The 23,860-nt window shown below is 68.2% G+C and carries 27 protein-coding genes and 1 riboswitch; of the genes, 20 read left to right on the top strand and 7 right to left on the bottom strand.

What is annotated here, in order from left to right:
• Window positions 1-11 precede the first annotated feature (11 nt).
• From cobW to GGR33_RS18755, 4 genes are all read right to left on the bottom strand, one after another.
• A complete protein-coding gene (gene cobW, locus GGR33_RS18770; protein ID WP_183508029.1) occupies window positions 12-1,046 on the bottom strand; it encodes a cobalamin biosynthesis protein CobW in 1,035 nt (344 codons plus the stop codon).
• Window positions 1,043-1,420: a DUF1636 family protein gene (locus GGR33_RS18765; RefSeq protein ID WP_183508027.1), complete on the bottom strand. Its 378-nt coding sequence runs from the start codon at window positions 1,418-1,420 to the stop codon at window positions 1,043-1,045. The genes cobW and GGR33_RS18765 overlap by 4 nt, the downstream gene beginning before the upstream one ends.
• Window positions 1,413-2,156: a CbtA family protein gene (locus GGR33_RS18760; RefSeq protein WP_183508025.1), complete on the bottom strand. Its 744-nt coding sequence runs from the start codon at window positions 2,154-2,156 to the stop codon at window positions 1,413-1,415. The genes GGR33_RS18765 and GGR33_RS18760 overlap by 8 nt, the downstream gene beginning before the upstream one ends.
• Window positions 2,157-2,241: 85 nt before the next feature.
• The gene (locus GGR33_RS18755; protein WP_183508023.1) at window positions 2,242-2,424 is read right to left on the bottom strand and encodes a CbtB domain-containing protein; all 183 of its coding nucleotides are present in this window, start codon (window positions 2,422-2,424) and stop codon (window positions 2,242-2,244) included.
• A gap of 32 nt (window positions 2,425-2,456) precedes the next feature.
• Window positions 2,457-2,654, bottom strand: a riboswitch (cobalamin riboswitch).
• 81 nt (window positions 2,655-2,735) lie between these two features.
• Here GGR33_RS18755 and cobU point away from each other — a divergent pair.
• The 3 genes from cobU to GGR33_RS18740 all read left to right on the top strand — a co-directional run bounded on the left by cobU (window position 2,736) and on the right by GGR33_RS18740 (window position 5,494).
• Complete coding sequence (gene cobU / locus GGR33_RS18750; protein WP_183508370.1) at window positions 2,736-3,257, top strand: bifunctional adenosylcobinamide kinase/adenosylcobinamide-phosphate guanylyltransferase; 522 nt, start codon at window positions 2,736-2,738, stop codon at window positions 3,255-3,257.
• Window positions 3,254-3,853, top strand: coding sequence for a cob(I)yrinic acid a,c-diamide adenosyltransferase (gene cobO, locus GGR33_RS18745; RefSeq protein WP_183508021.1), 600 nt, complete (start codon window positions 3,254-3,256; stop codon window positions 3,851-3,853). Before cobU ends, cobO begins: the two co-directional genes overlap by 4 nt.
• Window positions 3,854-4,021: 168 nt before the next feature.
• Window positions 4,022-5,494: a cobyric acid synthase gene (locus GGR33_RS18740; protein WP_183508019.1), complete on the top strand. Its 1,473-nt coding sequence runs from the start codon at window positions 4,022-4,024 to the stop codon at window positions 5,492-5,494.
• Here GGR33_RS18740 and cbiB read toward each other — a convergent pair.
• Window positions 5,481-6,473, bottom strand: coding sequence for an adenosylcobinamide-phosphate synthase CbiB (cbiB, locus tag GGR33_RS18735; RefSeq protein WP_183508017.1), 993 nt, complete (start codon window positions 6,471-6,473; stop codon window positions 5,481-5,483). The two genes, GGR33_RS18740 and cbiB, sit on opposite strands and share 14 nt — an antisense overlap.
• A gap of 4 nt (window positions 6,474-6,477) precedes the next feature.
• On the opposite strand from cbiB, the gene cobD reads away from it, so the two are divergent.
• Window positions 6,478-7,506 carry a threonine-phosphate decarboxylase CobD gene (cobD, locus tag GGR33_RS18730; RefSeq protein WP_425488800.1) on the top strand — a complete coding sequence of 343 codons (1,029 nt, stop codon included), beginning with the start codon at window positions 6,478-6,480 and terminating at the stop codon, window positions 7,504-7,506.
• Here cobD and GGR33_RS18725 read toward each other — a convergent pair.
• Window positions 7,493-8,680, bottom strand: a complete 1,188-nt coding sequence (locus tag GGR33_RS18725) for an MFS transporter (protein WP_183508015.1) — start codon at window positions 8,678-8,680, stop codon at window positions 7,493-7,495. The genes cobD and GGR33_RS18725 overlap by 14 nt on opposite strands.
• A 313-nt stretch (window positions 8,681-8,993) precedes the next feature.
• Here GGR33_RS18725 and GGR33_RS18720 point away from each other — a divergent pair, with 313 nt between their 5' ends.
• The 6 genes from GGR33_RS18720 to GGR33_RS18695 all read left to right on the top strand — a co-directional run bounded on the left by GGR33_RS18720 (window position 8,994) and on the right by GGR33_RS18695 (window position 14,844).
• Window positions 8,994-9,200, top strand: coding sequence for a hypothetical protein (locus GGR33_RS18720; protein ID WP_183508013.1), 207 nt, complete (start codon window positions 8,994-8,996; stop codon window positions 9,198-9,200).
• A gap of 127 nt (window positions 9,201-9,327) precedes the next feature.
• Complete coding sequence (locus tag GGR33_RS18715) at window positions 9,328-10,734, top strand: malonyl-CoA decarboxylase (protein WP_183508011.1); 1,407 nt, start codon at window positions 9,328-9,330, stop codon at window positions 10,732-10,734.
• Between the two features lie 265 nt (window positions 10,735-10,999).
• Window positions 11,000-11,572 (top strand): ubiquinol-cytochrome c reductase iron-sulfur subunit, encoded by a 573-nt coding sequence (petA, locus tag GGR33_RS18710; RefSeq protein WP_246413265.1) that lies wholly within the window; start codon window positions 11,000-11,002, stop codon window positions 11,570-11,572.
• 33 nt (window positions 11,573-11,605) lie between these two features.
• Complete coding sequence (locus GGR33_RS18705; RefSeq protein ID WP_246413263.1) at window positions 11,606-12,931, top strand: cytochrome b; 1,326 nt, start codon at window positions 11,606-11,608, stop codon at window positions 12,929-12,931.
• Window positions 12,932-12,950: 19 nt separating this feature from the next.
• Window positions 12,951-13,844, top strand: a complete 894-nt coding sequence (locus tag GGR33_RS18700) for a cytochrome c1 (protein ID WP_183508364.1) — start codon at window positions 12,951-12,953, stop codon at window positions 13,842-13,844.
• 124 nt (window positions 13,845-13,968) lie between these two features.
• A complete protein-coding gene (locus GGR33_RS18695; protein ID WP_183508009.1) occupies window positions 13,969-14,844 on the top strand; it encodes an S-methyl-5'-thioadenosine phosphorylase in 876 nt (291 codons plus the stop codon).
• Here the strand turns inward: GGR33_RS18695 and GGR33_RS18690 are convergent.
• Complete coding sequence (locus GGR33_RS18690; RefSeq protein ID WP_183508007.1) at window positions 14,841-15,752, bottom strand: metallophosphoesterase; 912 nt, start codon at window positions 15,750-15,752, stop codon at window positions 14,841-14,843. The two genes, GGR33_RS18695 and GGR33_RS18690, sit on opposite strands and share 4 nt — an antisense overlap.
• Before the next feature lie 212 nt (window positions 15,753-15,964).
• On the opposite strand from GGR33_RS18690, the gene hisB reads away from it, so the two are divergent.
• The 10 genes from hisB to GGR33_RS18640 all read left to right on the top strand — a co-directional run bounded on the left by hisB (window position 15,965) and on the right by GGR33_RS18640 (window position 23,839).
• Window positions 15,965-16,552, top strand: a complete 588-nt coding sequence (gene hisB, locus GGR33_RS18685; protein ID WP_183508005.1) for an imidazoleglycerol-phosphate dehydratase HisB — start codon at window positions 15,965-15,967, stop codon at window positions 16,550-16,552.
• 24 nt (window positions 16,553-16,576) lie between these two features.
• Window positions 16,577-17,056, top strand: a complete 480-nt coding sequence (locus GGR33_RS18680) for a DUF2628 domain-containing protein (protein WP_183508362.1) — start codon at window positions 16,577-16,579, stop codon at window positions 17,054-17,056.
• 5 nt (window positions 17,057-17,061) lie between these two features.
• Window positions 17,062-17,715 carry an imidazole glycerol phosphate synthase subunit HisH gene (gene hisH / locus GGR33_RS18675; RefSeq protein WP_183508002.1) on the top strand — a complete coding sequence of 218 codons (654 nt, stop codon included), beginning with the start codon at window positions 17,062-17,064 and terminating at the stop codon, window positions 17,713-17,715.
• A 57-nt stretch (window positions 17,716-17,772) separates the two neighbouring features.
• Window positions 17,773-18,510, top strand: a complete 738-nt coding sequence (gene hisA / locus GGR33_RS18670) for a 1-(5-phosphoribosyl)-5-[(5-phosphoribosylamino)methylideneamino]imidazole-4-carboxamide isomerase (protein ID WP_183508000.1) — start codon at window positions 17,773-17,775, stop codon at window positions 18,508-18,510.
• A gap of 20 nt (window positions 18,511-18,530) precedes the next feature.
• Complete coding sequence (hisF, locus tag GGR33_RS18665) at window positions 18,531-19,307, top strand: imidazole glycerol phosphate synthase subunit HisF (protein WP_183507998.1); 777 nt, start codon at window positions 18,531-18,533, stop codon at window positions 19,305-19,307.
• Between the two features lie 108 nt (window positions 19,308-19,415).
• Window positions 19,416-19,739, top strand: coding sequence for a phosphoribosyl-ATP diphosphatase (locus GGR33_RS18660; protein ID WP_183507996.1), 324 nt, complete (start codon window positions 19,416-19,418; stop codon window positions 19,737-19,739).
• A complete protein-coding gene (gene coaA / locus GGR33_RS18655; protein WP_183507994.1) occupies window positions 19,736-20,749 on the top strand; it encodes a type I pantothenate kinase in 1,014 nt (337 codons plus the stop codon). Before GGR33_RS18660 ends, coaA begins: the two co-directional genes overlap by 4 nt.
• A gap of 245 nt (window positions 20,750-20,994) precedes the next feature.
• Entirely contained in the window at window positions 20,995-22,137 is a 1,143-nt protein-coding gene (locus GGR33_RS18650) for a transglycosylase SLT domain-containing protein (protein ID WP_183507992.1), read from the top strand.
• A gap of 198 nt (window positions 22,138-22,335) precedes the next feature.
• The gene (locus GGR33_RS18645; protein ID WP_183508360.1) at window positions 22,336-22,845 is read left to right on the top strand and encodes a response regulator; all 510 of its coding nucleotides are present in this window, start codon (window positions 22,336-22,338) and stop codon (window positions 22,843-22,845) included.
• 172 nt (window positions 22,846-23,017) lie between these two features.
• Window positions 23,018-23,839, top strand: a complete 822-nt coding sequence (locus GGR33_RS18640; RefSeq protein WP_183507990.1) for a transglutaminase-like domain-containing protein — start codon at window positions 23,018-23,020, stop codon at window positions 23,837-23,839.
• Window positions 23,840-23,860: the final 21 nt, after the last annotated feature.

Genomic DNA, 23,860 nt, shown 5'->3' with positions numbered 1-23,860 from the left:
GGGCCTCTATATCATCCCGCCAGGGCGGCGGCGACGGCTCCCTGGTCGAAGTCCTTGAGGCCGATCACGACCAGGCGGCCGTCGCGGTGCTCGTCCGACTTCCACGGGCGGTCGTAGTGATGGGCGATGCGGCGGCCGACGCCCTGGACGACGAGGCGCATCGGCTTGCCGGTCACTTCGGCAAAGCCCTTGATGCGAAGCACGCCGGGGATCTCGGCGGCTTTGGCGACGCGGGCGGCGAGGTCTTCGGCCGTCGTTGACGTGCCGACCGGTATGGCGACCGAGTCGAAATCGTCGTGATCGTGATCCTCGCCCTCGCCATGGTGCGAGGGGCGGGCGTCGAGGTCGTCCTCCGCGGCAGCCTGGATACCGAGCAGCACGCGCGGATCGATGCGGCCGTGCTCGGTCTCGACGATCTCGACGGCGCGGGGCAAGTGCTCCTCGATCTGGGCGCGGACCTTGTCGCGGGCGTTGCCGTCGATGAGGTCGGCCTTGTTGAGCACAACGAGGTCGGCGCAGAGAATCTGGTCCTCGAACACCTCTTCCAGCGGATTGTCGTGGTCGACGGCCTGGTCGGCGGCGCGCTGGTTGGCGAGCGCGTTCGGATCGTCGGCGAAGAAGCCGCTCGCCACGGCCGGCGCGTCGACCACCGCGATCACCCCATCGACGGTGACACGCGAGCGGATGGCGGGCCATTGGAAGGCCTGGACGAGAGGCTTCGGAAGGGCGAGGCCGGAGGTCTCAATCAGGATGTGATCGGGCGGATCGGCCCGGTCGAGCAGCGTGTTCAGCGCCGGCACGAAGTCGTCAGCGACGGTGCAGCAGATGCAGCCGTTCGGCAGCTCGACCACCGAATCCTCGTTGCAGCCCTCGACGCCGCAGGAGGCGAGGAAGGAGCCGTCGAAGCCGAGGTCACCGAACTCGTTGACGATGATCGCGAGCCGCTTGCCAGCGGTGCGCTCCATGACGTGGCGCACCAGCGTGGTCTTTCCCGCGCCGAGGAAGCCCGTGACAATGGTGCAGGGAATCTTCTCGACGATGCTCATGGTGTGTCCGTGGATGTCGTGAAGGGCGGGATGCGGGCGACGACGCCCTTGCGAAACGCTTCCGGGCGCTCGCGCCAGGGCACGATACCGTCCGTCGTGCCGGCATAGAGGCCAATGCCGGCGAGGATCGTCGCGGCGGAGGCCTCGGCATCGAGATCGCCGTAGACGTAGGTCCAGCGGCCCGGCGAGGCGACGGCGACGGTGCAGGGTCGCTTGCAGACCGAGAGGCATTCGACCCCCTCAATGCGCAGCGCCTGCGTTCCGGCGGCCTGTTCCTTCAACGCTGCGAGCAAACGAGCGCCGGCGCGGATCTCTGAGCTATCGCCTTCGGCCCGGCAGGTCATGCAGACGTAGAGGACAGTCTCGTCATGCATGGGAGCGCCTCGCTTCGGCGCGCTCGCCAAACAGGTGCCAAGCCCAGCCGTAGGCGAGCCCGATCACCGCCCAGAACACCAGGCTGATCCCGAGCGAGCGCGCGGCGAACTGGGCTGCCAGCGCGGCTGGCAGCCGCGATTCCTCGATGACGATGGGCGCGCCGACGAGCTGCGGTGCGACGATCAGCACGAGACCGCCGGCGATGCTCAGCGCGACGCGTCGCACGGCGATGAGGTAGATGCCGATGCCGGTGGCGAGCGCCGTCATCACCCACCAGGCCTGACGCACGCCCAGCGCGGCCGAGCCCATGCCCGGCAGTTCCGGGGGCAGTCCCATGGCCGGCGCGAGCGCCACGGTGAGGAAGCCGGCGATACCGACTGCGAGTCCCGCTTCGGGTGTCGGCTCTCGCCGCAGGGCGAGCATCACCGCGCCGAGCAGCAGCGCATAGCCGACACCGCCGACCAGTGTCGCGAGGCCGGTATAGGCCATGCGCTCGAAGCCGGGGGCCGGTTGCCACTCCGCCGCTGCGCCATGCTCGTGATTCTCGCCGCCATGGGCGTGAACGATCAGCCCGGCGAATGGCAAGGCTTCGAGAGCCGTGTGCTTGGCGTCCTGCTCCTCGTAGACCTCTGCTTTCAGGATCAGCGGTGAAGTCAGCGCGAATTGCAGGCCCGTCGCGACGACGGCCGCGAGGAAGCCGGCGACGAGAGCCGCCGACACCAATCGAATGATCATGATGCTGTGCCCGGCGAATCAGAGAGTAAGGGCAGGCGTCCCGCGAAAAACCGTATCCACTTTTTCGCAGCCGGCCCTAGCGCCGTTAGTGGCAGGGGAAATTCTGCGTGTGCCGGAAGTCGTGCGCGGCGTTGTGCAGGGCCATGGCCGGGGCGAAGCCCGTCATGAATACCAGACCAAGGCCGAGCAGGGCCGCCACGACGATCGCACGGGTGCGCTCGCTGGAGCCGGCGGTCGTGGTGGTCTGGAGGGTAGCGCTGGTCGACATCACAATTCACTCCGGCCGCCCCGCCGGCGGCATCGAGAACACGGGGGACGGCAGGTCTCCTGGCTCGCGGGTCGATGCGCCTGCCGCCTTCCCGGATGGCTCCGGTGGCCAATGGCAGAAACTCGCCGCTTACAGTTGCGGGGGCAGCAGCGGGATCGACATCCTCTCGGATCTCTCACCGCATTCCCTTTTCACCCCGTTGCCAGGGCACCGTCGAGATCGCTTCTAGCCTGCTCACGGGAGGGTTGCAAAGTGGCATTGCGCCATGGCGACGGGTTCTGGCACAGGATCGGCGCATGCAGCCCGCTCGCATGACGTTGGTCCTCGGAGGCGCCCGCTCGGGCAAGAGCAGCTATGCCGAGCGGCTGATCGAAGCCTGTCCCGCGCCCTGGACCTATCTCGCCACCGCGCAGGCCTGGGACGACGAGATGCGCGAGCGGATTACCCTGCATCGCTCGCGCCGCTCTGGCGACTGGATCGCGCGAGACGTGCCGATGGATCTGCCGCGAGCGATCACGGAGGCGCGCGAGCCCGTTCTCGTCGATTGCCTGACGCTATGGCTGACCAACGTGATGCTGGCCGAGGCAGATCTGTCCGCTGCATCGGCCGCGCTGATCGAGGCCTGCACCGCTGCGCGCGGCCCGCTGGTACTCGTCGGCAACGAGGTCGGTCTCGGCATCGTGCCCGACAATGCGCTCGGCCGCCGTTTTCGCGACGAGGCGGGGCGCCTTCACCAGCGGCTGGCCGCCCAGGCCGATCGCGTCGTCTTCATGGTCGCCGGGTTGCCGATGATCGTGAAGCCATCGTCTGAAAATCCGGGAAATCCGTCATGAGTGACGACGACCGCCACCGCGAAAAAATGGCCAAGCGCAAGGCCGTGCAGGATGCCGAGGTCGCGCAAAAGACCATCGAGAAGGGCCTCCTCATCGTTCACACGGGTCCCGGAAAGGGCAAATCGACGGCGGCCTGGGGTCTGATGCTGCGCGCGCTCGGCCGCGGCTGGCGGGTCGGCGTGGTGCAATTCATCAAAGGCGCCTGGGATACTGGCGAGAAGCACGCCCTCAAGGCCTTCGGCGACCAGATCGATTGGCATACGCTCGGCGAGGGCTTCACTTGGGAAACCCAGGACAAGGCCCGCGACATCGCGGCGGCACAGGCGGCTTGGGCGGAGGCGGAGCGTCTGCTCGCCGACGAGAGCATCCGGCTCGTCATCCTCGACGAGCTCAACATCGCGTTGCGCTACGATTATCTGAACGTCGATGCGGTCGTCGCGGCGTTGCAGGCGCGCCGGCCCGATCTCCACGTCGTCGTGACTGGTCGCAACGCGAAGCCGGTGCTGATCGAGGCGGCGGACCTCGTCACCGAAATGGGCAACGTGAAGCATCATTTCTCGGCCGGGGTGAAGGCACAGGAGGGGATCGAGTTTTGACGGCTCCAGCCGGCAAGCTGTCATTCCGGTGCCGCGCAGCGGAACCTGGAATCCACTCGTGATGCAGACGCTCGCTCGTGTCGTCGCGACCAGTCATGGATCACGGGTTCCGCTCCGCGGCCCCGGGATGACGGCGGAGTTTGTTGGCCCCGGTGGTGTCCGTCGCCCATGACCCGCTCCCTCATGATCCAGGGCACCGGGTCCGACGTCGGCAAGTCGCTGATCGTAGCCGGGTTGGCGCGCGTCTTCACGCGGCGGGGCCTGCGGGTGCGGCCCTTCAAGCCGCAGAACATGTCGAACAACGCCGCCGTCACGGCCGATGGCGGCGAGATCGGCCGGGCCCAGGCGCTGCAGGCGCGGGCGGCGCGGGTCGCGCCTTCGGTGCACATGAACCCGGTGCTGCTGAAGCCGCAGAGCGATGTCGGCGCGCAGGTCATCGTGCAGGGGCGCATGGTCGGCACTGCGAAGGCGCGGGAGTACCAGTCCTGGAAGCCGCGGCTCCTCGCCTCCGTGATCGAGAGCTTCGAGCATCTCAAGGGCGAGGCCGACATCGTACTGGTCGAGGGCGCGGGCTCGCCGGCCGAGATCAACCTGCGCAAGGGCGACATCGCCAATATGGGCTTCGCCCGTGCCACGGGGACGCCGGTGGTGCTCGTCGGCGACATCGATCGCGGCGGCGTCATCGCCAGCCTTGTGGGCACGAAGGCGGTGATCGATCCGGAGGACGCGGCGATGATCGGCGGCTTCGTCGTCAACCGGTTTCGCGGCGATCCGACGCTGTTCGCCGACGGCATGGCGATGATCGCAGAGGCCACCGGCTGGACGCCGTTCGGGCTCGTCCCCCATTTCCACGCGGCGGCGCGGCTCCCGGCCGAAGATGCGATGGCGCTGGCGCCGCTGGTCGCGCGGACGGGACAGGGCGCCGTCATTGCGGTGCCGATGCTGCCGCATATCGCGAATTTCGACGATCTCGACCCGCTCCGGCAGGAGCCGGGGATCGAGCTGGTCTGGGTGCGGCCCGGCGAAGCCTTTCCGGGCAACGCCGACCTCATCCTGCTGCCCGGCTCGAAGACTACGATCGACGATTTCCTGTTCGTCCGGGCGCAGGGCTGGGACATCGACATCCGGGCGCATGTCCGCCGGGGCGGCCAGGTGCTCGGCCTCTGCGGCGGCTTCCAGATGCTGGGCCGGAGCATCGCCGACCCAGACGGGATCGAGGGCGATCCGCGTGCGGTCGAGGGCCTCGGCTTGCTCGATGTCGAGACGGTGATGACGGCGGCCAAGCGTCTCGTCGCGGTGAGCGGCGTGAGCGTCGCCGACGACGTGAGCTTCGTGGGGTACGAGATGCATGTCGGCGACACGACCGGCCCGGACGCGGCGCGTCCGCTGCTGCGCTTCGTCGACGGCCAGCCGGACGGAGCGGTCTCCGCCGACGGCCTCGTCTGCGGCACCTATGTCCACGGGCTCTTCGCGGATGATGCCCAGCGCGCGGCCTGGCTGACACGGCTCGGCGCGCCGCCCGGCGACGCTTCCTATGAGGCCGGGATCGAGACGGTGCTCGATGCTTTCGCGGACCACCTCGAAGCGCATCTCGACTGCAATGCGCTGCTGACGCTGGCGGAGAGCTTCAAAGCCGCGTGACGGCGAGGCCGAGGCAGGCGAGCCCGAACAGCAGCAGGCAGGCGGTCCGGTAGAGCCTGAGCGCCCTCTCGATGTCCTCCGGGCCGGCCTCGGCCCGTCCATCGCCCATCCAGGCATCCTCGACCCGCGTGTGGCCATAGACCCGCGGTCCGGCGAGCCGGAGTCCGAGCGCTCCGGCCATGGCGGCCTCGGGCCAGCCGGCATTGGGTGAGCGATGGTGGCCGGCGTCGCGACGCACGGCGTGCCATGCGCCGGCTGCCGAGCCATCGCGATGCAGCGCCGCCGCCGCGATCAGCAGGAGGGCCGTCAGCCGCGAGGCGGGCAGGTTGACGAGGTCGTCGAGGCGCGCAGCCGCCCAGCCGAAGGCTTCGTGGCGCGGTGTGCGGTGGCCGATCATGCTGTCGGCCGTGTTGATCGCCTTGTAGAGCACACCGCCCGTTAGACCGCCGGCTCCGAGCCAGAAGGCGGGTGCGACGACGCCGTCCGAAAAATTCTCGGACAGGCTCTCGATGGCCGCCCGGCAGATCGCGGCCTCATCCAAGGTCTCCGGATTGCGGCCCACGATCATCGAGACCGCCGTCCGGCCAGCGGCCAAGCCGCCGGATCGCAGGTCGCGGGCGACGCGGGCCACATGATCGTGGAGGCTGCGCTGGGCCGGCAGGCTCGCGGCGATGATGGCGAGCGACAGGATCGAGCCCGCCCGACCCGCCAGCGCGGCGAGCACGGTGAACATGGTCGCGAAGATGGCGCAAACCGCCAGGAGGACGATCAGGGCGATGATCCCGGCGACCCGCCGCCGAGCCTCGCTGCCGCGGTTGAGGGCGCGGTCGAGGGCCGCGATCAGCCGGCCGATCCAGGTGACAGGGTGGCCGAGCGCCCTGTAGAGCCGGTCCGGATAGCCGGCCGCCGCCTCGATCGCCAGCGCGAGGCACAGGATCGCGAGGGCGTCGGGCGGGTGCGTGAGGCTGGTCCAAGGCATAGACGTGTCTGCGATTCCCGCAAACGAGACGGATGAGGGACATCCGCCCCCGGTGTTTCACGGTGGCGATCTCGACGCGGCCCGGAGGGCGTTTCCGGATGCGCCGGAACCCTGGATCGACCTGTCCACCGGGATCAATCCGGTCCCCTATCCGCTACCGCCCTTCGAGGCCAGCGCGCTTCAGCGCCTGCCGTCCGCCGTCGACCTGCTCGCCCTGAAGCGCCTGGCGGCCGAGGCCTACGGCGCGCCGGGGTCGGAGGGCGTCGCCGCCGCTCCCGGTTCGCAGATCCTGATCGAGACCCTGCCGCGCCTGCGGGCGCGGTCCAACGTCGCCGTGGTCGGGCCGACCTATGCCGAGCATGCCGCGGCTTGGGCCAGGGGCGGACACGCGATCGAGATGGTGCCCGACCTGCCGGCCGCCGGCCGCTTCGAGGCCGTCGTCGTCGTCAACCCGAATAATCCCGACGGACGCGTCCACGATGCCGGAAGGCTCGCGGAGGTGGCGCGGGATCTTGGCGCCCGCGGCGGCCTGCTCGTCGTCGACGAGGCCTTCGCCGATTTCGAGCCGGGCTTTGACGAGCCGGGCGATCTCGGCCCGGCGGTGGTGCGGCTGCGCTCCTTTGGCAAGAGTTACGGCCTGGCTGGCCTGCGCCTCGGCTTCGCTCTGGCCGAGCCTGGGCTCGCGAGGCGGATCGAGGCCGCGCTCGGTCCCTGGGCGGTGTCGGGGCCGGCGATCGCGGCTGGGCTCGCGGCTTTTCCCGATCGGGCATGGCGCCAAGAGGCTGCTCTGGCGCGGGCGCAGGATGCGGCGCGGCTCGACCGGATGATCGAGCGGGGCGGGGGCCGGATCGTCGGCGGCACGTCGCTGTTCCGAACCGCGGTCTTCGCCGACGGGCCGACCCTGTTTCGGCGCCTCGGCGAGGCCGGCCTCTACGTGCGCCGGTTCCCGGAGAGGCCGAATCAGCTCCGCTTCGGGCTGCCGCCAGACAAGGGCGCCTGGTGCCGGCTCTCGCGTGTGCTCAAGCCGGTTTGACGCGGCCACCGAGCCACGAGACGGCAAGCGCGCCGAGCGCACAGGTGCCGCCGACGGCGCAGACGCCAAGCCACCCGGCCATCAGGAAGGCGCGCGATCCGGCGAGCGCCCCGAACGCCCCGCCGATGAAAACAGAGGTGAACAGCACCGTGTTGATGCGCCCCCTGGCGCCGGGAACCAGCGCATAGGCCCGCGTCTGGTTGGCGATGAGCGCGGTATTGATGCCGAGATCGATCAGCAGCACGCCGGCGACGATGGCGGTGAGCGACCAGGTCCCGCCGGCCGCGAGGACGACGAAGGCCGCGAGCATGCAGATGCTGCCGGCAATCACCACCGGGCGCGCTCCACGCTGGTCGCTGTAGCGGCCCGACAGCGGCGCGGCGAACGCGCCCGCCACGCCGATGATCCCGAACAATCCTGCACCGGCCGGAGACAGCCCAAAGGGCGGTGCTTCGACGAGCAGGGCCAGCGTCGCCCAGAACGCGTTGAAGCTTGCGAAGAGCAGCCCCTGCGAGAGGCCGGCATTCCGCAGGATCGGCTGCGAACGCAGGAGATGCAGCAGCGACAGCATCAAGGCGCGATAGCGGATCCGCTTCACGGCCTTGCCTCTGGGCAGGGTGGCCGCCGCGATCCCGGCCATGACGACGGCGAGGGCCGCCGCCGCGAGGAACATGGCGCGCCAGCCGAACTGCGCGCCGACGAACCCGCTCGCGGTTCTGGCCAGCAGGATGCCGGTGAGCAGCCCGGTCATCACTTGGCCGACCATGCGTCCGCGCGTGGCGTCGGGAGCGAGCTCGGCGGCGAAGGGCACCGCCTGCTGGGCTGCGGAGGCGAGCACGCCGATCGCGAGGCTGGCGAGGCCGAGCACGGCGAGGTTCGGGCTCGCGGCCGCCGCGAGGAGCGCGATGCAGAGACCGAGCAACTGGCCGACGATCAGGCTCCGTCGCGACAGCGCATCGCCGAGCGGGACGAGGCCGAGGATGCCGAGGCCGTATCCGACGAGGCTCGCGGTGGGCACGACCAGGGCGGCACGATCACCGAACTCGGCCACCATCAGCCCGAGCAGCGGCTGGTTGTAGTAGATGTTCGCGACCGCACCGCCGGCGATCAGGGTGAGGCCGAGTCGGGTCTTCGCCGTGAAGCCGTGCGAGGCCGCATCATTTGAGCCCGTCACGAGCGTGCAGCCTTGGGTGGCCGGGGCTGCGATCCGGCATAGCCGGCGAAGACGAGCTTGGGCATGCGTCCCGGCTAGTCGTGCGGAAGAGCCTCCGCAAGACGCCGTCGCCTTTCGATCTAGCTCCGGCGGGAGCATCGCCCCCTCCTATGGGGAGGGACATCTCCGCAAAAGCACTGTCGAATCAGGCTTTCATCCCCATATCGTGGGGTCTGTGGGAAGAGGAGACTACCCATACTGGCATCGTTCATGTCCAGAATGCGAAGTCGCCATCACCGCAGCAAACGGTCTGTTTCGAGGAATGGAGTCGTGCGTGGCCAATTACCGCATACACTTCGCCAAGGAGATCTTGGGAGTTCCCTTCACGGTCGGTTCCGTCGAGATCGCCAGGGCGCGCGATCCGGGCCGGGCGTTACGCGCCGCGGAGATCCGCTTCGCGCGTCAGCATGGATTGCTCGATTGGCGTGAGCGCGCGGATACGGCCGACATCGCCGCCTCGGGGGCTGGGGGGCAGGGCTGACGATCCCCAGGCGACCGGGGTGCTGGCCTCGGGCCTTGCTCGGCGCTAGGTCTCAAGCTGGGCAGCGCGCTCTCGCCGGCGCCCTGCTCGGTGTCGTGGCGGTCAGTGCCGGAGAGTCGGGCGTTTCATGGCGACGATCTCATTTCTAGGCGATCTCCTGCAATCGATCGGGGATCGCGGGCGCGAACTGATCAGCTTTGGCCGGGGCGATCTCACCCGGACCGCGACCGCCAACGATCTGCTGAAGCTCTGCGAGGACTTGATCTCCCGGCGCGGCGAGGCCTCGGGCGTCGCCTTGGCGCGGCTGATCCTCGAGCGCTATGCGGCTCTGCCGCGCGAGGAGCGCCTCGCCTTTCTCAGGCTGGTCGCTGCCGAGTTCGATGCGGACCACGAGGCCGTCGACGAGGCGATCGCGGCCTACCGCGCCAACCCGACCCGCGCGCAGCTCGGCCTCCTGCACGAATCCGCCGAGCCGCGCTCCCAGGAACTCATCCGGCGACTGAACCTCGCACGCGGCGGTACCCTGGCGCTAGTACGCATGCGCGAGGATCTGTTCGAGTTGCGCAAGCGGCTCAAGAAGGAGGGGGCCGATCCCGATCTGATCGATGCCGCCGGCAGCCTCGACGCCGATTTCCAGCACCTGTTCGCCTCGTGGTTCAACCGAGGCTTCCTGGTGTTGCGCCACATCGACTGGAGTTCGCCGGCCGACATCCTGGAAAAGATCATCCGCTACGAGGCCGTCCACGAGATCCGTGACTGGGACGACCTGCGCCGGCGGATCGAGCCGAAGGACCGCCGCTGCTTCGCCTTCTTCCATCCGGCCCTGCTCGACGAGCCCCTGATCTTCGTCGAGGTAGCGCTGACCTCGGAGATTGCGTCCTCGATCCAGCCGATCCTTGCCGACGAGCGCGAGCCGCTGCCGGCTCGTGCGGCCACCAGCGCGATCTTCTACTCGATCTCGAATTGCCAGGCCGGGCTCGCCGGGGTCACGTTCGGCAACTTCCTGATCAAGCAGGTGGTCGAGGACCTCGCCCGCGAGATCCCGACCCTGAAGACCTTCGTGACGCTCTCGCCGGTGCCCGGATTCCGCTCATGGCTCGACCGCGAGCGCGGCTCTGACGCGCCGCAGGGTCTGACCCGGGACGATGTCGAGACGCTGCGAATGCTCGACGCGGAGGATTGGCAATCCGACAAGGCCAAGTGCGAGGCGGTGCGCCGGGCGATGCTGCCGGCGGCGGCCGCCTATTTCCTGCGCGCCAAGAACCCCAAGGGGAGGCCGCTCGATCCGGTGGCGCGGTTCCACCTCGGCAACGGCGCGAGGCTGGAGCGCATGAACTTTCTCGGCGACGTCTCGCGCAAGGGCGTCGGGCAATCCTACGGCCTGATGGTGAACTACCTCTACGACCTCTCGGCTATCGAGAAGAACCACGAGACCTACGCCAATCTCGGCACGGTCGCTGCTTCGTCGGCGGTCAGCCGGGAGCTGCGCGCGAACCTGCCGCCGCTGCGCAGCGTCGTTCTCGCGGAGGCGTGAGCGCGCAGCGAGGCGACACTCCCACCAAACTGCGGGAAGCGGCGCTTTGCCAGTCTAGACACGTTCGCATCTGTCATGTCACAGAGCGCCGCGACAGGTGTGCGGTGCGGCCATGGCCAAACGTCCACCGGCCATGACGGGATGGCGGTTGCCATCGCGTCGCGCTGATCATCATGCGCAGGGTTTCGCTAGGCGCCGCCCCGGCAAGAGGCCGGAGGAGGATCTCGCCGAGACGGTTGCGCCTTCTCCGTTCGGAGCTCGAGTCTTGGCGAACATCCCGGCCCCCACCGCTGGCGCACAGGATCAACACGGCAGCCGCCGCGACTTTCTGTTCCTCGCCACCGGAGCCGGTCTCGCCGTCGGCGCCGGGCTCACGGCCTGGCCCTTCGTCTCCTCGATGAAGCCCGATGCGGCGACCGTGGCGGCCGGTGCGCCGCTCGATGTCGACCTCTCGCCGATCACCGACGGCCAGATCGTCAACGTGTTCTGGCGCGGCAAGCTGATCTTCATCCGGAAGCTCACGGAGAAGGAGGTCAAGGACATGAAGGCGATTCCCCAGACCGACCTCTCCGACAAGGCGACCTTCGACTCGCGCGTGAAGCCGGGCCACGACAACTGGCTCGTGGTCTACGGCAACTGCACCCATCTCGGCTGCGTGCCGATCGGTCATTCCGGCAACTTCGAGGGCTGGGCCTGCCCCTGCCACGGCTCGCAGTTCGACGCAGTCGGTCGCGTCCGCCGCGGACCCGCGCCGATCAACCTGCCGATCCCGCCCTACACCTTCGCCTCGGACACCAAGGTCCGGATCGGCGAAGAGGGCGGCAAGGCCGCAGCCTGAACCAACGATAAGCGGAGCCGAGCGGGTCACCTCATGAGCGCGCACGCCACATCGACCTACGTTCCCAAGAGCCGCATCGCGAAGTGGTTCGAGTCGCGCCTGCCGCTCGTCGGCCTGGTCCACGGCTCGTTCATCGCCTACCCGGTGCCGCGGAACCTGAACTACTTCTGGACCTTCGGCGCGATCCTGTCGGCCTTCCTCGGCATCCAGATCATCACCGGCGTCTGGCTGGCGATGCACTACGACCCGAGCGCCGGCAACGCCTTCGAGAGCGTCGAGCACATCATGCGCGACGTGAACTACGGCTGGCTGCTGCGCTACGCGCACGCCAACGGCGCCTCGATGTTCTTCCTGGCGGTCTACGTGCACATCTTCCGCGCGCTCTATTACGGGTCATACAAAGCCCCGCGCGAGGTGCTCTACCTGCTCGGCGTCATCATCTACCTGCTGATGATGGCCACCGCCTTCCTCGGCTACACCCTTCCGTGGGGCCAGATGAGCTTCTGGGGCGCCACCGTCATCACCAACATCCTGGCGGCGATCCCGATCGTCGGCGACTCGATCCAGAGCCTGCTCTGGGGCGGCTATTCCGTCGGCAACCCGACCATCAACCGCTTCTTCTCGCTGCACTACCTGCTGCCGTGGATGATCGCCGGCGTCGTCGTGCTGCACGTCTGGGCGCTGCACGTCGTCGGCCAGAACAACCCGGCCGGCATCCCGATCAAGTCGAGCAAGGACGCGGTTCCGTTCACGCCTTACGCGACGATCAAGGACGTGTTCGCCACCGTGGCGTTCATGATCATCTTCGCCTGGTTCATCTTCTATCAGCCGAACTATCTCGGCCATGCCGACAACTACGTGCCGGCCAACGCCTCGGTGACGCCCGCGCACATCGTGCCGGAATGGTACTTCCTGCCGTTCTACGCGATCCTGCGTGCAGTGCCGGACAAGCTCGGCGGCGTGATCATGATGTTCGGCGCCGTGGCGATCCTGGCCTTCGCGCCCTGGCTCGACACCTCGCGCGTCCGGTCGACGAACTACCGCCCGGTCTACAAGGTCTTCTTCTGGGTCTTCGTCTTCAACGCCATCCTGCTCGGCTGGCTCGGCGCAAAGCCTCCGGAGGGCGGCTACGTCCTCGTGAGCCGCATCTGCACAATCTACTACTTCGCTCACTTCCTGCTGGTGATGCCACTCGTCGGCCTGTTCGAGACGCCGAAGCCGCTGCCGGGTTCGATCCTCGAGACGGTCACCGGCCCGCGCTACGGGTCGAGCGAAGGCCCGACGCCGGGCGCGCCCGTCGAGAACGCCAACAAGAACATCCCGGACTGGGCCAAGCCCGATGCGGTCAAGAGTCACTGAGCGGCGGGGACACGAGATGATGCGTTACCCGAGCCTTCTCGCGGCAGGTCTGTTCGCCGCCACCCTCGGTCTCGCCCCGGCTGTTGCCGAGGAGCACGGCCACAACCCGCCGCGCCAGAGCTGGAGCTTCGCCGGCGTGTTCGGCAAGTTCGACGAGGCGCAGCTCCAGCGCGGCTTCCAGGTCTACAAGGAAGTCTGCTCGAACTGTCACTCGATGAAGCTCGTCAAGTTCCGCAATCTCTCGGAGGAGGGCGGGCCCGGCTTCAGCGATGCGCAGGTCAAGGCGCTGGCCGAGACCTACCAGATCAAGGACGAGAACGATAAGGGCGAAAGCATCGAGCGGCCCGGCCGCCCGGCCGACGCCTTCCCGCTCCTGCACCCGAACGAGAAGGCCGCCGCCGCGGCCCATGGCGGCAAGGCGCCGCCGGACTTCTCGGTGCTTGCTAAGGCCCGCACCTACGAGCGCGGCTTCCCGGCCTTCGTGTTCGATGCGCTGCCGCTGACGGGCTACTCGGAGCAGGGCGTGGACTACATCCACGCGCTGATGACCGGCTACGAGGATGCGCCGAAGGGTACGGAAGTCCCGGACGGGACCTTCTACAACAAGTACTATCCGCAGGGTCAGGTCATCGCGATGCCGCCGCCCCTGAGCGATGGCGCCGTGACCTACGCGAAGAACGCCAAGGGCGAGCCGGTCGTGCCGGAGACGGTGGACCAGTATGCCAAGGACGTCGCGGCCTTCATGGCCTGGGCGGCCGAGCCGCACATGATGGCCCGCAAGGCCCTCGGCTTCCGCGTGATCCTGTTCCTGATCATCCTGTCGGGCCTGCTCTACTACGTGAAGAAGCGCGTCTGGAAGCCGCTCGGTGGCGAGGTGCACGGCCTGCAGCCCGAGCTTCACAGGACTTCGTGAGACGGCGTCTCATCTATCGATCTGCGTGACAGAACGGGCCCTTCGTGGGCCCGTTTGCTTGCGCGAAGCCTGCCGCGGCGGCAGAACGGCTGCCGCTCACTCCCCTAGCGAATGGAATTCTGCCATGACCGCAGCGGTTCTCGGTGTGATCGGCGGCTCGGGCGTCTACGACTTGCCCGGACTCGAAGACATCCGCGAGGAGGCAATCGCCTCGCCCTGGGGCGAGCCCTCCGATGCGTTGAGATTCGGCAGGATCGGCAAAACCCAGGTCGTCTTCCTGGCCCGGCACGGGCGCGGCCACCGGCTCTCGCCGTCGGGCATCAACTACCGCGCCAACATCGACGTGCTGAAGCGGGCCGGCGTGACCGACCTCGTGGCGATCTCGGCCTGCGGCTCGTTCCGCAACGAGCTGCATCCGGGCCTGTTCGTCCTGGTCGATCAGTTCGTCGATCGCACGCACGGCCGCGCCTCGTCCTTCTTCGGCAATGGCTGCGTCGCGCACGTGGCCTTCGCCCATCCGGTCGGCCCGATCCTGCAGCGGCGCATCGTCGACGCCGCCGCGGCCGAGGAGATCGCGGTCCACAAGGGTGGCACCTACGTCTGCATGGAGGGGCCTCAATTCTCCTCCCTCGCCGAGTCGAAGGGCTACAAGGCCGCCGGCTACGACGTGATCGGCATGACGAACCTGCCGGAGGCCAAGCTCGCCCGCGAGGCCGAGATCACCTTCGCCACCATCGCCATGGTCACCGATTTCGATTGCTGGCACCCGAACCACGACGACGTCGACGTCGCCTCGGTCGTGGCCGTCGCCCGCGCCAATGCCGACAAGGCGGCTCGCCTCGTGGCGCGGCTCGCCCGCGACTTCCCCGCCGAGCGTGAGGAATGCCCGGCCGGCTCGCACCGGGCGCTCGAGGGAGCGATCATGACCGCTCCGAGCCACCGTGACCCGGAGCTGGTCGCCAAGCTCGATGCCGTCGCCGGCCGCGTGCTGAAGGCCTAAGCCGTCCGAAGCCGAAGCGATCGGCTCGGCTCGCGGCCGAAGCCGCGGATGTCGAGCCGGTCGCGCTCGATCTCCACGATGGCGTAGGCGTTCTCGGCCGGCGTATCGACCATGCCGTGGAAGTTGACGTAGTGGAGACCGGCGGCCTCGCCGTAATTGCCGGCATGGTTGTGCCCGCAGAAATACGCGACGACATGCGGCTGCCCGTCGAGCAGCGCGGTGATCCGATCCGAGTCCCACATGTTGTGCGGGTTGGCCGGGAAGACCGGGTAGTGGTTCATGACGATGACCCGCTGGCCCTTGGCCTTGGCATCGCCGAGCACGCCGCCGAGCCAGGCGAATTGCGCGTCGCCGAGCGAACCATTCCACGGCTTGGCGTTCTCCGCGCCCTGCGCCGCCAGGTGGCCGAGCCTGTCCTGTGCGATCTGCCAGCGCGGATCGCCCTGCGGCGGCGCAAACAGCGAGACGTCGTTGCCGTCGAGCACCACGAAGCGGATGCCGCCATGCGTGTACTCGTAATGCGTCGCGGAGAGGCCAAGCAGGCCCGGCTGCGCGCTCAGGCGATCGGGCGCGATCGAATAGTCGTGGTTGCCGAGCAGCACGATGTGGCGGTGCCGCAAAGTCGCGTAGACGGCCAAGATGGCGGCATAGCTCGCGACGTCCCGGTCGATCACGTCCCCGAGCGTGACCACGAAGTCCAGATCCTCCGCGTTGAAGGCGGCGACGGCCGTGCGCAGCTTGTCCAGGCTGTTCCGGAAGTAGCGTCCCATGCCGAGATGCGGCTCGGCATCGGCATATTGCGGGTCGGCGACGACGCCGAAGCGCAGGGGGCGGGTCTCGGCATGGGAGGCGAGCGGGGCGGCGAGCACGGCGGCACCTCCGGCGAGTACGGTCCGTCGAGACGGCATGGCTGACTCCTCGATCGGGCAGAGATTGCACGATCCGTGGAGCTTAGGCGAACGCGCCGACCGTGGTGTGACGCCGGCATGACCCGAATTCCTTAAGCCCTTCCGCGTTTTCGCAGGGCACCGGCGCTCGAAACCCTTCCCCCCGCAGCCGGAACCGCTCTAAAAGGCAGCCCCGGCCGCGGATGCGGCCTCCTGGAAGGCCTACACCAGCGATGCGCGCCGAGAGCATCAGCCGCCGGACGGCGGAGACCGACGTCAGCGTCTCGATCGCCCTCGACGGGACCGGAAAGGCGACCATCGCCACCGGCGTGGGCTTCCTCGACCACATGCTGGAGCTGTTTGCCCGGCACGGCCTGTTCGACCTCGAAGTGAAGGTCACGGGCGACCTGCATGTCGACCAGCACCACACCACCGAGGATGCCGGCATCGCTCTGGGTCAGGCCTTCCTGAAGGCGCTCGGCGACAAGCGCGGCATCCGCCGCTATGCCGACCTGCACCTGCCCATGGACGAGGCGCTGACCCGCGTCGCCGTCGACATTTCCGGCCGGCCCTTCCTGGTCTTCAAGACCGAGTTCCGCGTCGAGAAGATCGGACAATTCGACACCGAACTGGTGCGCGAGTGGTTCCAGGCCTTCGCCATGAATGCCGGCATCACGCTGCACGTCGAGACGCTGTACGGCGACAACGCGCACCATATCGCCGAGAGCTGCTTCAAGGGTCTGGCCCGGGCCTTGCGCGAGGCGGTCGCGGTCGACCCGCGCGAGGATGGCCGCGTGCCGTCGACCAAGGGCTCGCTCTAGGGGCTGCGGGAGATCAGGATGCGGCTGCGGACCTACACACTCCACCTGCCCGACGGCGCGCTGCGCGGCGATGCCCGCGCCTTCGACGACGCCGTGCTGGTGCCGGACGGGTTTTCCTGGCCGGCCTTTGCCTTCTCCGTCGTCTGGTTCCTGTACCACCGGCTCTGGCTGGCGGCTCTGCTCGTCCTCACTCTGCTGGGCGGGTTGATCCTCGGCGGCCGTCTGGTCGGCATGTCGCCGATCGCCGCTACCGTCATCACGCTGCTGGCCTCGCTGCTGATCGGGCTCGAAGCATCGAGCCTGCGGCGCTGGACCTACGCCCGCAACGGCCGCCCGGCCCGTGACGCCGTCGTCGCCGCGTCCTCCGACGAGGCCGAGGCCAAGGCCATCACCCGGTGGCTCGACCCGTCCATCGCGCCCCGCACGACGACGGTGCCGACGACGGGCCGGCGCTTCGACGAGTCGGTGATCGGCCTGTTTCCCTTTAGCGAAGGGCACCGGTAGCGCTCGTGACCGTCGCCATCATCGATTACGGATCCGGCAACCTGCACTCGGCGGCGAAGGCCTTCGAGCGCGCCGCGCGCGAGGCTGGCCTCGACGACGCCCGCATCCTCGTCACCGACAAGCCGGACGACGTGGCCGTCGCCGAGCGAATCGTGCTGCCGGGCGTGGGCGCCTATGCCGATTGCCGGCGCGGGCTCGATGCCGTGCCCGGGATGGTCGAGGCGATGACCCTGGCCGTGCGCGAGCGTGGGCGGCCTTTCCTCGGCATCTGCGTCGGCATGCAGCTGATGGCGACCCGCGGGCTCGAATACGAGACCACGCAGGGCCTCGACTGGATCGCGGGCGATGTCGCGCCGATCGCGCCGAGCGACCCGTCTCTCAAGATCCCGCATATGGGCTGGAACACGCTGAGCGTGGATCGGCCCTCGCCCCTGCTCGACGGCATCCCGACGGGTGAGACCGGCCTGCATGCCTATTTCGTGCACAGCTATGCTCTGAAGCCGCTCGACCCGGCGGATGTCGTGGCGCACAGCGATTACGGCGGCACGGTCACTGCAATGGTGGCGCGTGACAACGTCGCCGGCACCCAGTTCCATCCCGAGAAGAGCCAAAGCCTCGGCCTGGCGCTGATCGCGAATTTCCTACGGTGGCGGCCGTGATGCCCGGTCGATGGGCATCATGACCTTCATCCCTGCAATCGAACGACGAGCCGTTTCTTGATCCTCTTTCCGGCAATCGACCTCAAGGAGGGACGCTGCGTCCGCCTGGTTCAGGGCGACATGGCGCAGGCCAAGGTGTTCAACGACGACCCGGCGGCACAGGCGTTCGAGTTCGAGCGGCAGGGTTTCTCCTGGATCCACGTGGTGGATCTGGACGGGGCCTTCGCCGGCGCTCCCAAGAATGCTTCCGCCGTCGAGGCGATCCTGGCGCGGGTGAAGGTGCCGGTTCAGCTCGGTGGCGGCATCCGCGAGATGCGCACGCTGGAAGGCTGGCTCGACAAGGGCGTGAGCCGGGTCATCATCGGCACCGCTGCCGTGCGCGATCCGACCTTCGTTCGTGAGGCCGCGAGGCGGCATCCGGGCAAGATCGCCGTTGGGATCGACGCGAAGGACGGCCGTGTCGCCGTCGAGGGCTGGGCGCAGACCTCGAGCATGACGGCCGAGGAGCTCGGCCGCCGCTTCGAGGATGCCGGCGTCGCCGCGATCATCTACACGGACATCGCCCGCGACGGCATCCTGAAGGGCCTCAACATCGAGATGACCCTCGCCCTCGCCGAGGCCGTGACGATCCCGGTCATCGCCTCCGGCGGCCTCGCCTCGATCGAGGACATCCACCGGATCCTGCAGCCGGATTGCGCAATGCTGGCCGGTGCCATCACCGGCCGAGCGCTCTATGACGGGCGCATCGACCCGCAGGAGGCGCTCGACGCCATCCGGCAGGCTCGCAAGGCCTGACCGAGACCCGAAAGCGCGCCGTGCTCAAGACCCGCATCATCCCCTGCCTCGACGTCAAGGACGGCCGCGTCGTCAAGGGCGTGCAGTTCCTGGAACTGCGCGATGCCGGCGATCCGGTGGAATCCGCCAAGGTCTACGACGCGGCCGGCGCCGACGAACTTTGCTTCCTCGACATTGCCGCGAGCCACGAGAACCGCGGCACGCTGCTCGACGTGGTCAGCCGTACGGCCGAGGCCTGCTTCATGCCGCTGACCGTCGGAGGCGGGGTGCGCACGGTGGCGGATGTGCGCACGCTCTTGCTGGCCGGCGCCGACAAGGTCGGGATCAACACGGCCGCGGTGAAGAACCCCGATGTCGTGGCCGCGGCGGCGGAAAAGTTCGGCGACCAATGCATCGTCGTGGCGATAGACGCCAAGCGCGTCTCCGGCCCCGGCGAAGAGCTGCGCTGGGAGATCTTCACCCATGGCGGCCGCACCCCGACCGGGATCGACGCCATCGAATTCGCGCAGGCCGTGGCCAAGCGCGGTGCGGGCGAGTTGCTCGTGACCTCGATGGACAAGGACGGTACCCGGTCCGGCTACGACATCGCGCTGACGCGCGCGATCACCGATGCCGTGAGGGTCCCCGTCATCGCCTCGGGCGGTGTCGGCGGCCTCGACGATCTCGTTGCCGGCGTCCGCGACGGCGGCGCGAGTGCAGTCCTCGCCGCCTCGATCTTCCATTTCGGGCAGCACACGGTCGGCGAAGCCAAAGCCCACATGGCGGCGGCCGGCCTCGACATGCGTCTCGATCGCTGAGACATCCCCTGAACTTTCGTCCAAGTCGGCTCCCTTGACCGAAAACCTTGCCCTAGATCAGGGTCCGAAGCCGGCACGCTTTTCCGACAACGCCGCTCCACGGACGTGATGACCTCCTTCTCCCTTCAGGATCTGGCCGACCTGGTCGACGCGCGCGCCGCTGCGTCGGCAGAAACGTCCTACACGGCCAAGCTCTTGTCCGGCGGTCCTGCGAAACCGGCCAAGAAGCTGGGGGAGGAGGCCGTCGAGGCCGCGATCGCCGCCGTTCAGGGAGACCGGGCCGGCCTGGTCGGCGAGGCGGCCGACGTGCTGTACCACCTCGTCGTCCTGCTGAAGGCCGGGGGTGTCCCCCTCCATGAGGTGATGGCGGAGCTCGAACGCCGAACCGCGCAGAGCGGGATCGCCGAGAAGGCCTCACGGAGGCATACGTGAAAGGGGCGCCGATCCCCTCCAGCGGCATCGAGGATGCCGATCGCCAGAATCCGGTGACGGGCGTGGGGCCCGCTCGGCTCTCGCCCTACCGCCTGTTCACCCGTGCGGAGTGGGCGCAACTGCGCGCCGACACGCCGCTGACGCTCGACGTCGAGGACGTCACCCGGCTGCAATCGCTCAACGACCCGATCTCGATCGAAGAGGTCGTCGAGATCTACCTGCCGCTGTCGCGTCTGCTGTCCCTCTACGTCGCGGCGACGCAGGGGCTGTTCAAGGCAACGCAACGCTTCCTGATGGCCGAGGGCGAGGCGAAGGCGCCCTACATCATCGGCCTCGCCGGCTCGGTGGCGGTCGGCAAGTCGACGACGGCGCGGGTTCTGAAGGCCCTGCTGGCGCGCTGGCCGAACACGCCGAAGGTCGACCTCATCACCACGGACGGCTTCCTGCACCCCAATGCCGAGCTGACGCGCATGGGCGCGATGGAGCGCAAGGGCTTCCCGGAGAGCTACGACACGGCGGCGCTGCTGCGCTTCCTCACCGACATCAAGGCCGGAAAGCAGCGCGTCGCCGCTCCCGTCTATTCCCACCTCGTCTACGACGTAGTTCCGGGCGAGGAGCAGGTCATCGAGCAGCCGGACATCCTGATCGTCGAGGGACTGAACGTGCTGCAGCCGGCGCGCTTGCCGCGCGACGGCACGGCGATCCCCTTCGTCTCGGACTTCTTCGACTTCTCGATCTATCTCGACGGCCACGAGGACGACCTGCACCGCTGGTACGTCAACCGCTTCCTGCGCCTGCGCCAGACGGCCTTCCGAAACCCGCTCTCGTATTTCCGGAAGTATGCCGAGGCGAGCGAGGCCGAGGCGCTGGCCATCGCCGACGGCCTCTGGGCGACGATCAACCTGCCAAACCTGCGAGACAACATCCTGCCGACGCGCCAGCGTGCGAGCCTGATTCTCGCCAAGGGTGCCAGCCACCGAATCGAGAGCGTCGCGCTGCGCAGACTTTGAGCGAACCGGCTCCCGAAATGGCCATAAAGCGTGGCCGTTGGGCAACGCTCGCTCGCAAAGCTCGCCCCGTGGCCCGACCATCCCGCGCAAAGCGCGGCCGTATGGCTGGCCTCGCCCGCGAAATTGCCCTGCACTGCCTTCGGTCCGCCACAAGCGCGGCCGTGTTGTCGCCACACCGGTCAAGAAAAGTTTGGGCCATCGAATCAGGCCGTGAACAGCGGCGATCCAGGGGATAAGCGACCGACATGCAGGGCCGCACCAACCGTTCGCAGACGACGACCCCCGCGCGCCGCTTCGGTGCTGGCGCCCGGCAGGATGTCATCGCTCTTTCGAACAAGGTCGGCCGCGACCACGGCAGCCGCACGGCGCTGGTCCGCTCGGTCCTCTCCATGACGCTCGTCGCGGGCGGCCTCGGCGCCGTCCTGCTCAATGCCGGCACCGATTTCGGCCGCGCCGAAGCTTCGACCAAGGCCGTCCACGAAATCGCGATGCCGAAGCCCCGCGTGCAGGCTCTGGCCCCCGAAGCGCCCCAGCCGCAGATTACGCTGACCGCCGCGTCGAGCTTCGCCCCGATCCACGACCTCGATACGGAGCTCGGCGGCAACAGCGTTGACCGGGTCTCCTACGACTTCCTGCTCTCGCAGACCGCCACCGGCGACCCGAACGACATCCTCGAATTCGGGCCGATGAAGATCCGCCGCCACATCGTGCAGACGATCGTCAAGGCGGCCCAGGCGGTCGAGACCGATCCGGTCCTGCTGATGGCGATCGCGGACAAGGAATCGAGCTTCATCACGGCCGTGCAGGCCAAGACCTCGTCGGCCACCGGCCTGTACCAGTTCATCGAGCGCACCTGGCTCGGCGTGGTTCGCGATTTCGGCCCCAAATACGGGCTCGCCCAGGAAGCCGCCCTCGTCACCAACGACGCCAACGACAAGCCGGTCATCACCAATCAGGCCGATCGCAACCGCGTGCTCGAACTGCGCCGCGATCCCTACCTGTCGGCCCTGATGGCTGGCGAGATGCTCAAGCGCGATGCCGGGCGCATCGCCCAGACCATCGGCCGCGACCTTTCGCTCGGCGAGGTCTATCTCGCGCACTTCCTCGGCCCGAACGACGCCGAGAGCTTCCTCTCGAAGGTCGTCGACAAACCGGGTGCCGCCGCCGCCGCGCTCCTGCCCGGTCCGGCCCGCGCCAACCGCTCGATTTTCTTCGCCGCCAATGCCGGCCGCGGCGGTCGTGGACGACACGCCAAGAAGGCATCGAGCCTGTCCGTCGCCCAGGTCCACGAGAAGTTCGAGGCGATGATGAGCACCCGCGGCGACCGTTACCGCGACGTGACCTCGATGGCCGGCGTGATGGCCTATGCCGACGCCGCGGGCCAATAGTTCCATTTGCTTTGATACAATGAAAAGCTCCCGCGGACGCAACTGACGAGCAGTTGGGGGCATTCCCATCTACGTCGCCGCTCACTCAGCGGTTGCGAGATGAGAGGAAAGCGCGTGCAGAAGCCGAACCCAACGATGCTCGATGGATCGAGCCCGAAGGCCGGCATCAGGCATGTGCTCGACCCGCTGCTGCCCGGCATGCCGCTCGACCAGATCGGGCAGGCGCTCGCCTCGGCCTACGACGCCCTCGTCTCCGAAGGCGTGCCCGAGCACCTTGCCGCGCTCGTCCGGCAGGTGAAGCACACCGATCTCGACGTTCCGCCCAAGAGCGGCCGGCTGGCCCTCGTCGTCGAGGACGATCCAGACGTGCGAGGCCTCGCGGAGACGCTCCTCGACGAGACCGAACTGTCGGTTGTCGGCTGCGACAGCGCGGAGAAGGCCCTCACGGTCCTGCGCAAGTCTGGCGGCGACGTCGCGCTGGTCTTCGCGGATATCAGCCTGGCCGGCCAGATGGACGGGATCCAGCTCGCCAACGCCGTCGCCACTCTGTGGCCGAAAGCCCGGCTCGTCATCACCTCGGGCGTGGCCCCGGAGCGCCGCGACGAGATCCCCGACCGGGCGGTCTTCATTCCCAAGCCCTGGCGCGCGCTCGACGTGCTCGTCGAGGCCGGGCGAGCCGCGAAAGAGGCGCCTCCGCCGGTGGCCTGACGCGCCCGGGATTCGGCGCATCCTTTGCAAGGCCGAAGCGAACTCGTTTCGGATGCAGGTCGAGTGCTGCAGACGCCTTCAGCGCAAAGCCTCGCCGTCGTCCGGATGAGCCGACCCAAAGTCCGGCGCGGCCTCCCGCCTGTCCGGCTCCCATGTGGAAAGCGTTGCTCCGATGAAGATTCGGACCGGGTTCGACATCGCGTTCGAGTCGACGCAGCCGACGCCGATGATCCTGATGCTCAACGTGCATCCGTCCCGGAAAGCCGATCTTCTCACGCCCGAGATCCTGCGCTTCGAGCCGGACATCCCGGTCAGGACCTATCGGGACGATTTCGACAATGTCTGCACCCGGATCGTCGCTCCGGCTGGCAGGGTGAGCATCTCGGCCGACTTCCTGATCCGGGATTCCGGCGAGCCGGACCCGGTCGTGCCGGATGCGCCGCAACTCGACGTCCAGGACCTGCCCGACGACATCCTCATCTACCTTCTCGGCAGCCGCTACTGCGACACCGACAAGTTGGCCGCGACGGCCTGGTCGCTCTTCGGGAACACCCCGCTGGGCTGGCGACGCGTCCAGGCGATCGTCGACTACGCCCATCGGCGCATCCGCTTCGACTATTTGCGCGCGGACGCGACCCGCACCGCTTTCGAAGGACATGAGGGCGGCGAGGGGGTCTGCCGCGACTTCGCGCATCTCGCCGTCGCGCTCTGCCGCTGCATGAACATCCCGGCGCGCTACTGCACCGGATATCTCGGCGACATCTGTATTCCCCCGGTGCCGGACCCGATGGATTTTTCCGCGTGGTTCGAAGTCTATCTCGACGGCCGCTGGTACACGTTCGATGCCCGCCACAACACACCGCGGGTCGGACGCATCCTCATGGCCCGCGGCCGAGACGCGGCCGACTGCGCCATCTCGACGAATTTCGGGCCGCAGCAGCTCGTTCGCTTCGACGTGCATACGGATGAAGTGATCGAGGAAACGACCCGTTGAGTCTCGTGTGGAGGCGCACGA

This window comes from Methylobacterium brachythecii, from assembly GCF_014196345.1.
Lineage (GTDB): Bacteria > Pseudomonadota > Alphaproteobacteria > Rhizobiales > Beijerinckiaceae > Methylobacterium > Methylobacterium brachythecii.
The sequence above is the reverse complement of the archived record's forward strand: the minus strand, read 5'-3'. Positions and strand labels throughout refer to the sequence as shown.

What these genes read in the sequence shown, in the direction of transcription:
- cobW (WP_183508029.1), bottom strand. Translation starts at nt 1,046, where the DNA reads ATGAGCATCGTCGAGAAGATTCCCTGCACCATTGTCACGGGCTTCCTC.
- GGR33_RS18765 (WP_183508027.1), bottom strand. Translation starts at nt 1,420, where the DNA reads ATGCATGACGAGACTGTCCTCTACGTCTGCATGACCTGCCGGGCCGAA.
- GGR33_RS18760 (WP_183508025.1), bottom strand. Translation starts at nt 2,156, where the DNA reads ATGATCATTCGATTGGTGTCGGCGGCTCTCGTCGCCGGCTTCCTCGCG.
- GGR33_RS18755 (WP_183508023.1), bottom strand. Translation starts at nt 2,424, where the DNA reads ATGTCGACCAGCGCTACCCTCCAGACCACCACGACCGCCGGCTCCAGC.
- cobU (WP_183508370.1), top strand. Translation starts at nt 2,736, where the DNA reads ATGACGTTGGTCCTCGGAGGCGCCCGCTCGGGCAAGAGCAGCTATGCC.
- cobO (WP_183508021.1), top strand. Translation starts at nt 3,254, where the DNA reads ATGAGTGACGACGACCGCCACCGCGAAAAAATGGCCAAGCGCAAGGCC.
- GGR33_RS18740 (WP_183508019.1), top strand. Translation starts at nt 4,022, where the DNA reads ATGACCCGCTCCCTCATGATCCAGGGCACCGGGTCCGACGTCGGCAAG.
- cbiB (WP_183508017.1), bottom strand. Translation starts at nt 6,473, where the DNA reads ATGCCTTGGACCAGCCTCACGCACCCGCCCGACGCCCTCGCGATCCTG.
- GGR33_RS18715 (WP_183508011.1), top strand. Translation starts at nt 9,328, where the DNA reads ATGGCGACGATCTCATTTCTAGGCGATCTCCTGCAATCGATCGGGGAT.
- GGR33_RS18705 (WP_246413263.1), top strand. Translation starts at nt 11,606, where the DNA reads ATGAGCGCGCACGCCACATCGACCTACGTTCCCAAGAGCCGCATCGCG.
- GGR33_RS18700 (WP_183508364.1), top strand. Translation starts at nt 12,951, where the DNA reads ATGCGTTACCCGAGCCTTCTCGCGGCAGGTCTGTTCGCCGCCACCCTC.
- GGR33_RS18695 (WP_183508009.1), top strand. Translation starts at nt 13,969, where the DNA reads ATGACCGCAGCGGTTCTCGGTGTGATCGGCGGCTCGGGCGTCTACGAC.
- GGR33_RS18690 (WP_183508007.1), bottom strand. Translation starts at nt 15,752, where the DNA reads ATGCCGTCTCGACGGACCGTACTCGCCGGAGGTGCCGCCGTGCTCGCC.
- hisB (WP_183508005.1), top strand. Translation starts at nt 15,965, where the DNA reads ATGCGCGCCGAGAGCATCAGCCGCCGGACGGCGGAGACCGACGTCAGC.
- GGR33_RS18660 (WP_183507996.1), top strand. Translation starts at nt 19,416, where the DNA reads ATGACCTCCTTCTCCCTTCAGGATCTGGCCGACCTGGTCGACGCGCGC.
- GGR33_RS18650 (WP_183507992.1), top strand. Translation starts at nt 20,995, where the DNA reads ATGCAGGGCCGCACCAACCGTTCGCAGACGACGACCCCCGCGCGCCGC.
- GGR33_RS18645 (WP_183508360.1), top strand. Translation starts at nt 22,336, where the DNA reads ATGCCGCTCGACCAGATCGGGCAGGCGCTCGCCTCGGCCTACGACGCC.
- GGR33_RS18640 (WP_183507990.1), top strand. Translation starts at nt 23,018, where the DNA reads ATGAAGATTCGGACCGGGTTCGACATCGCGTTCGAGTCGACGCAGCCG.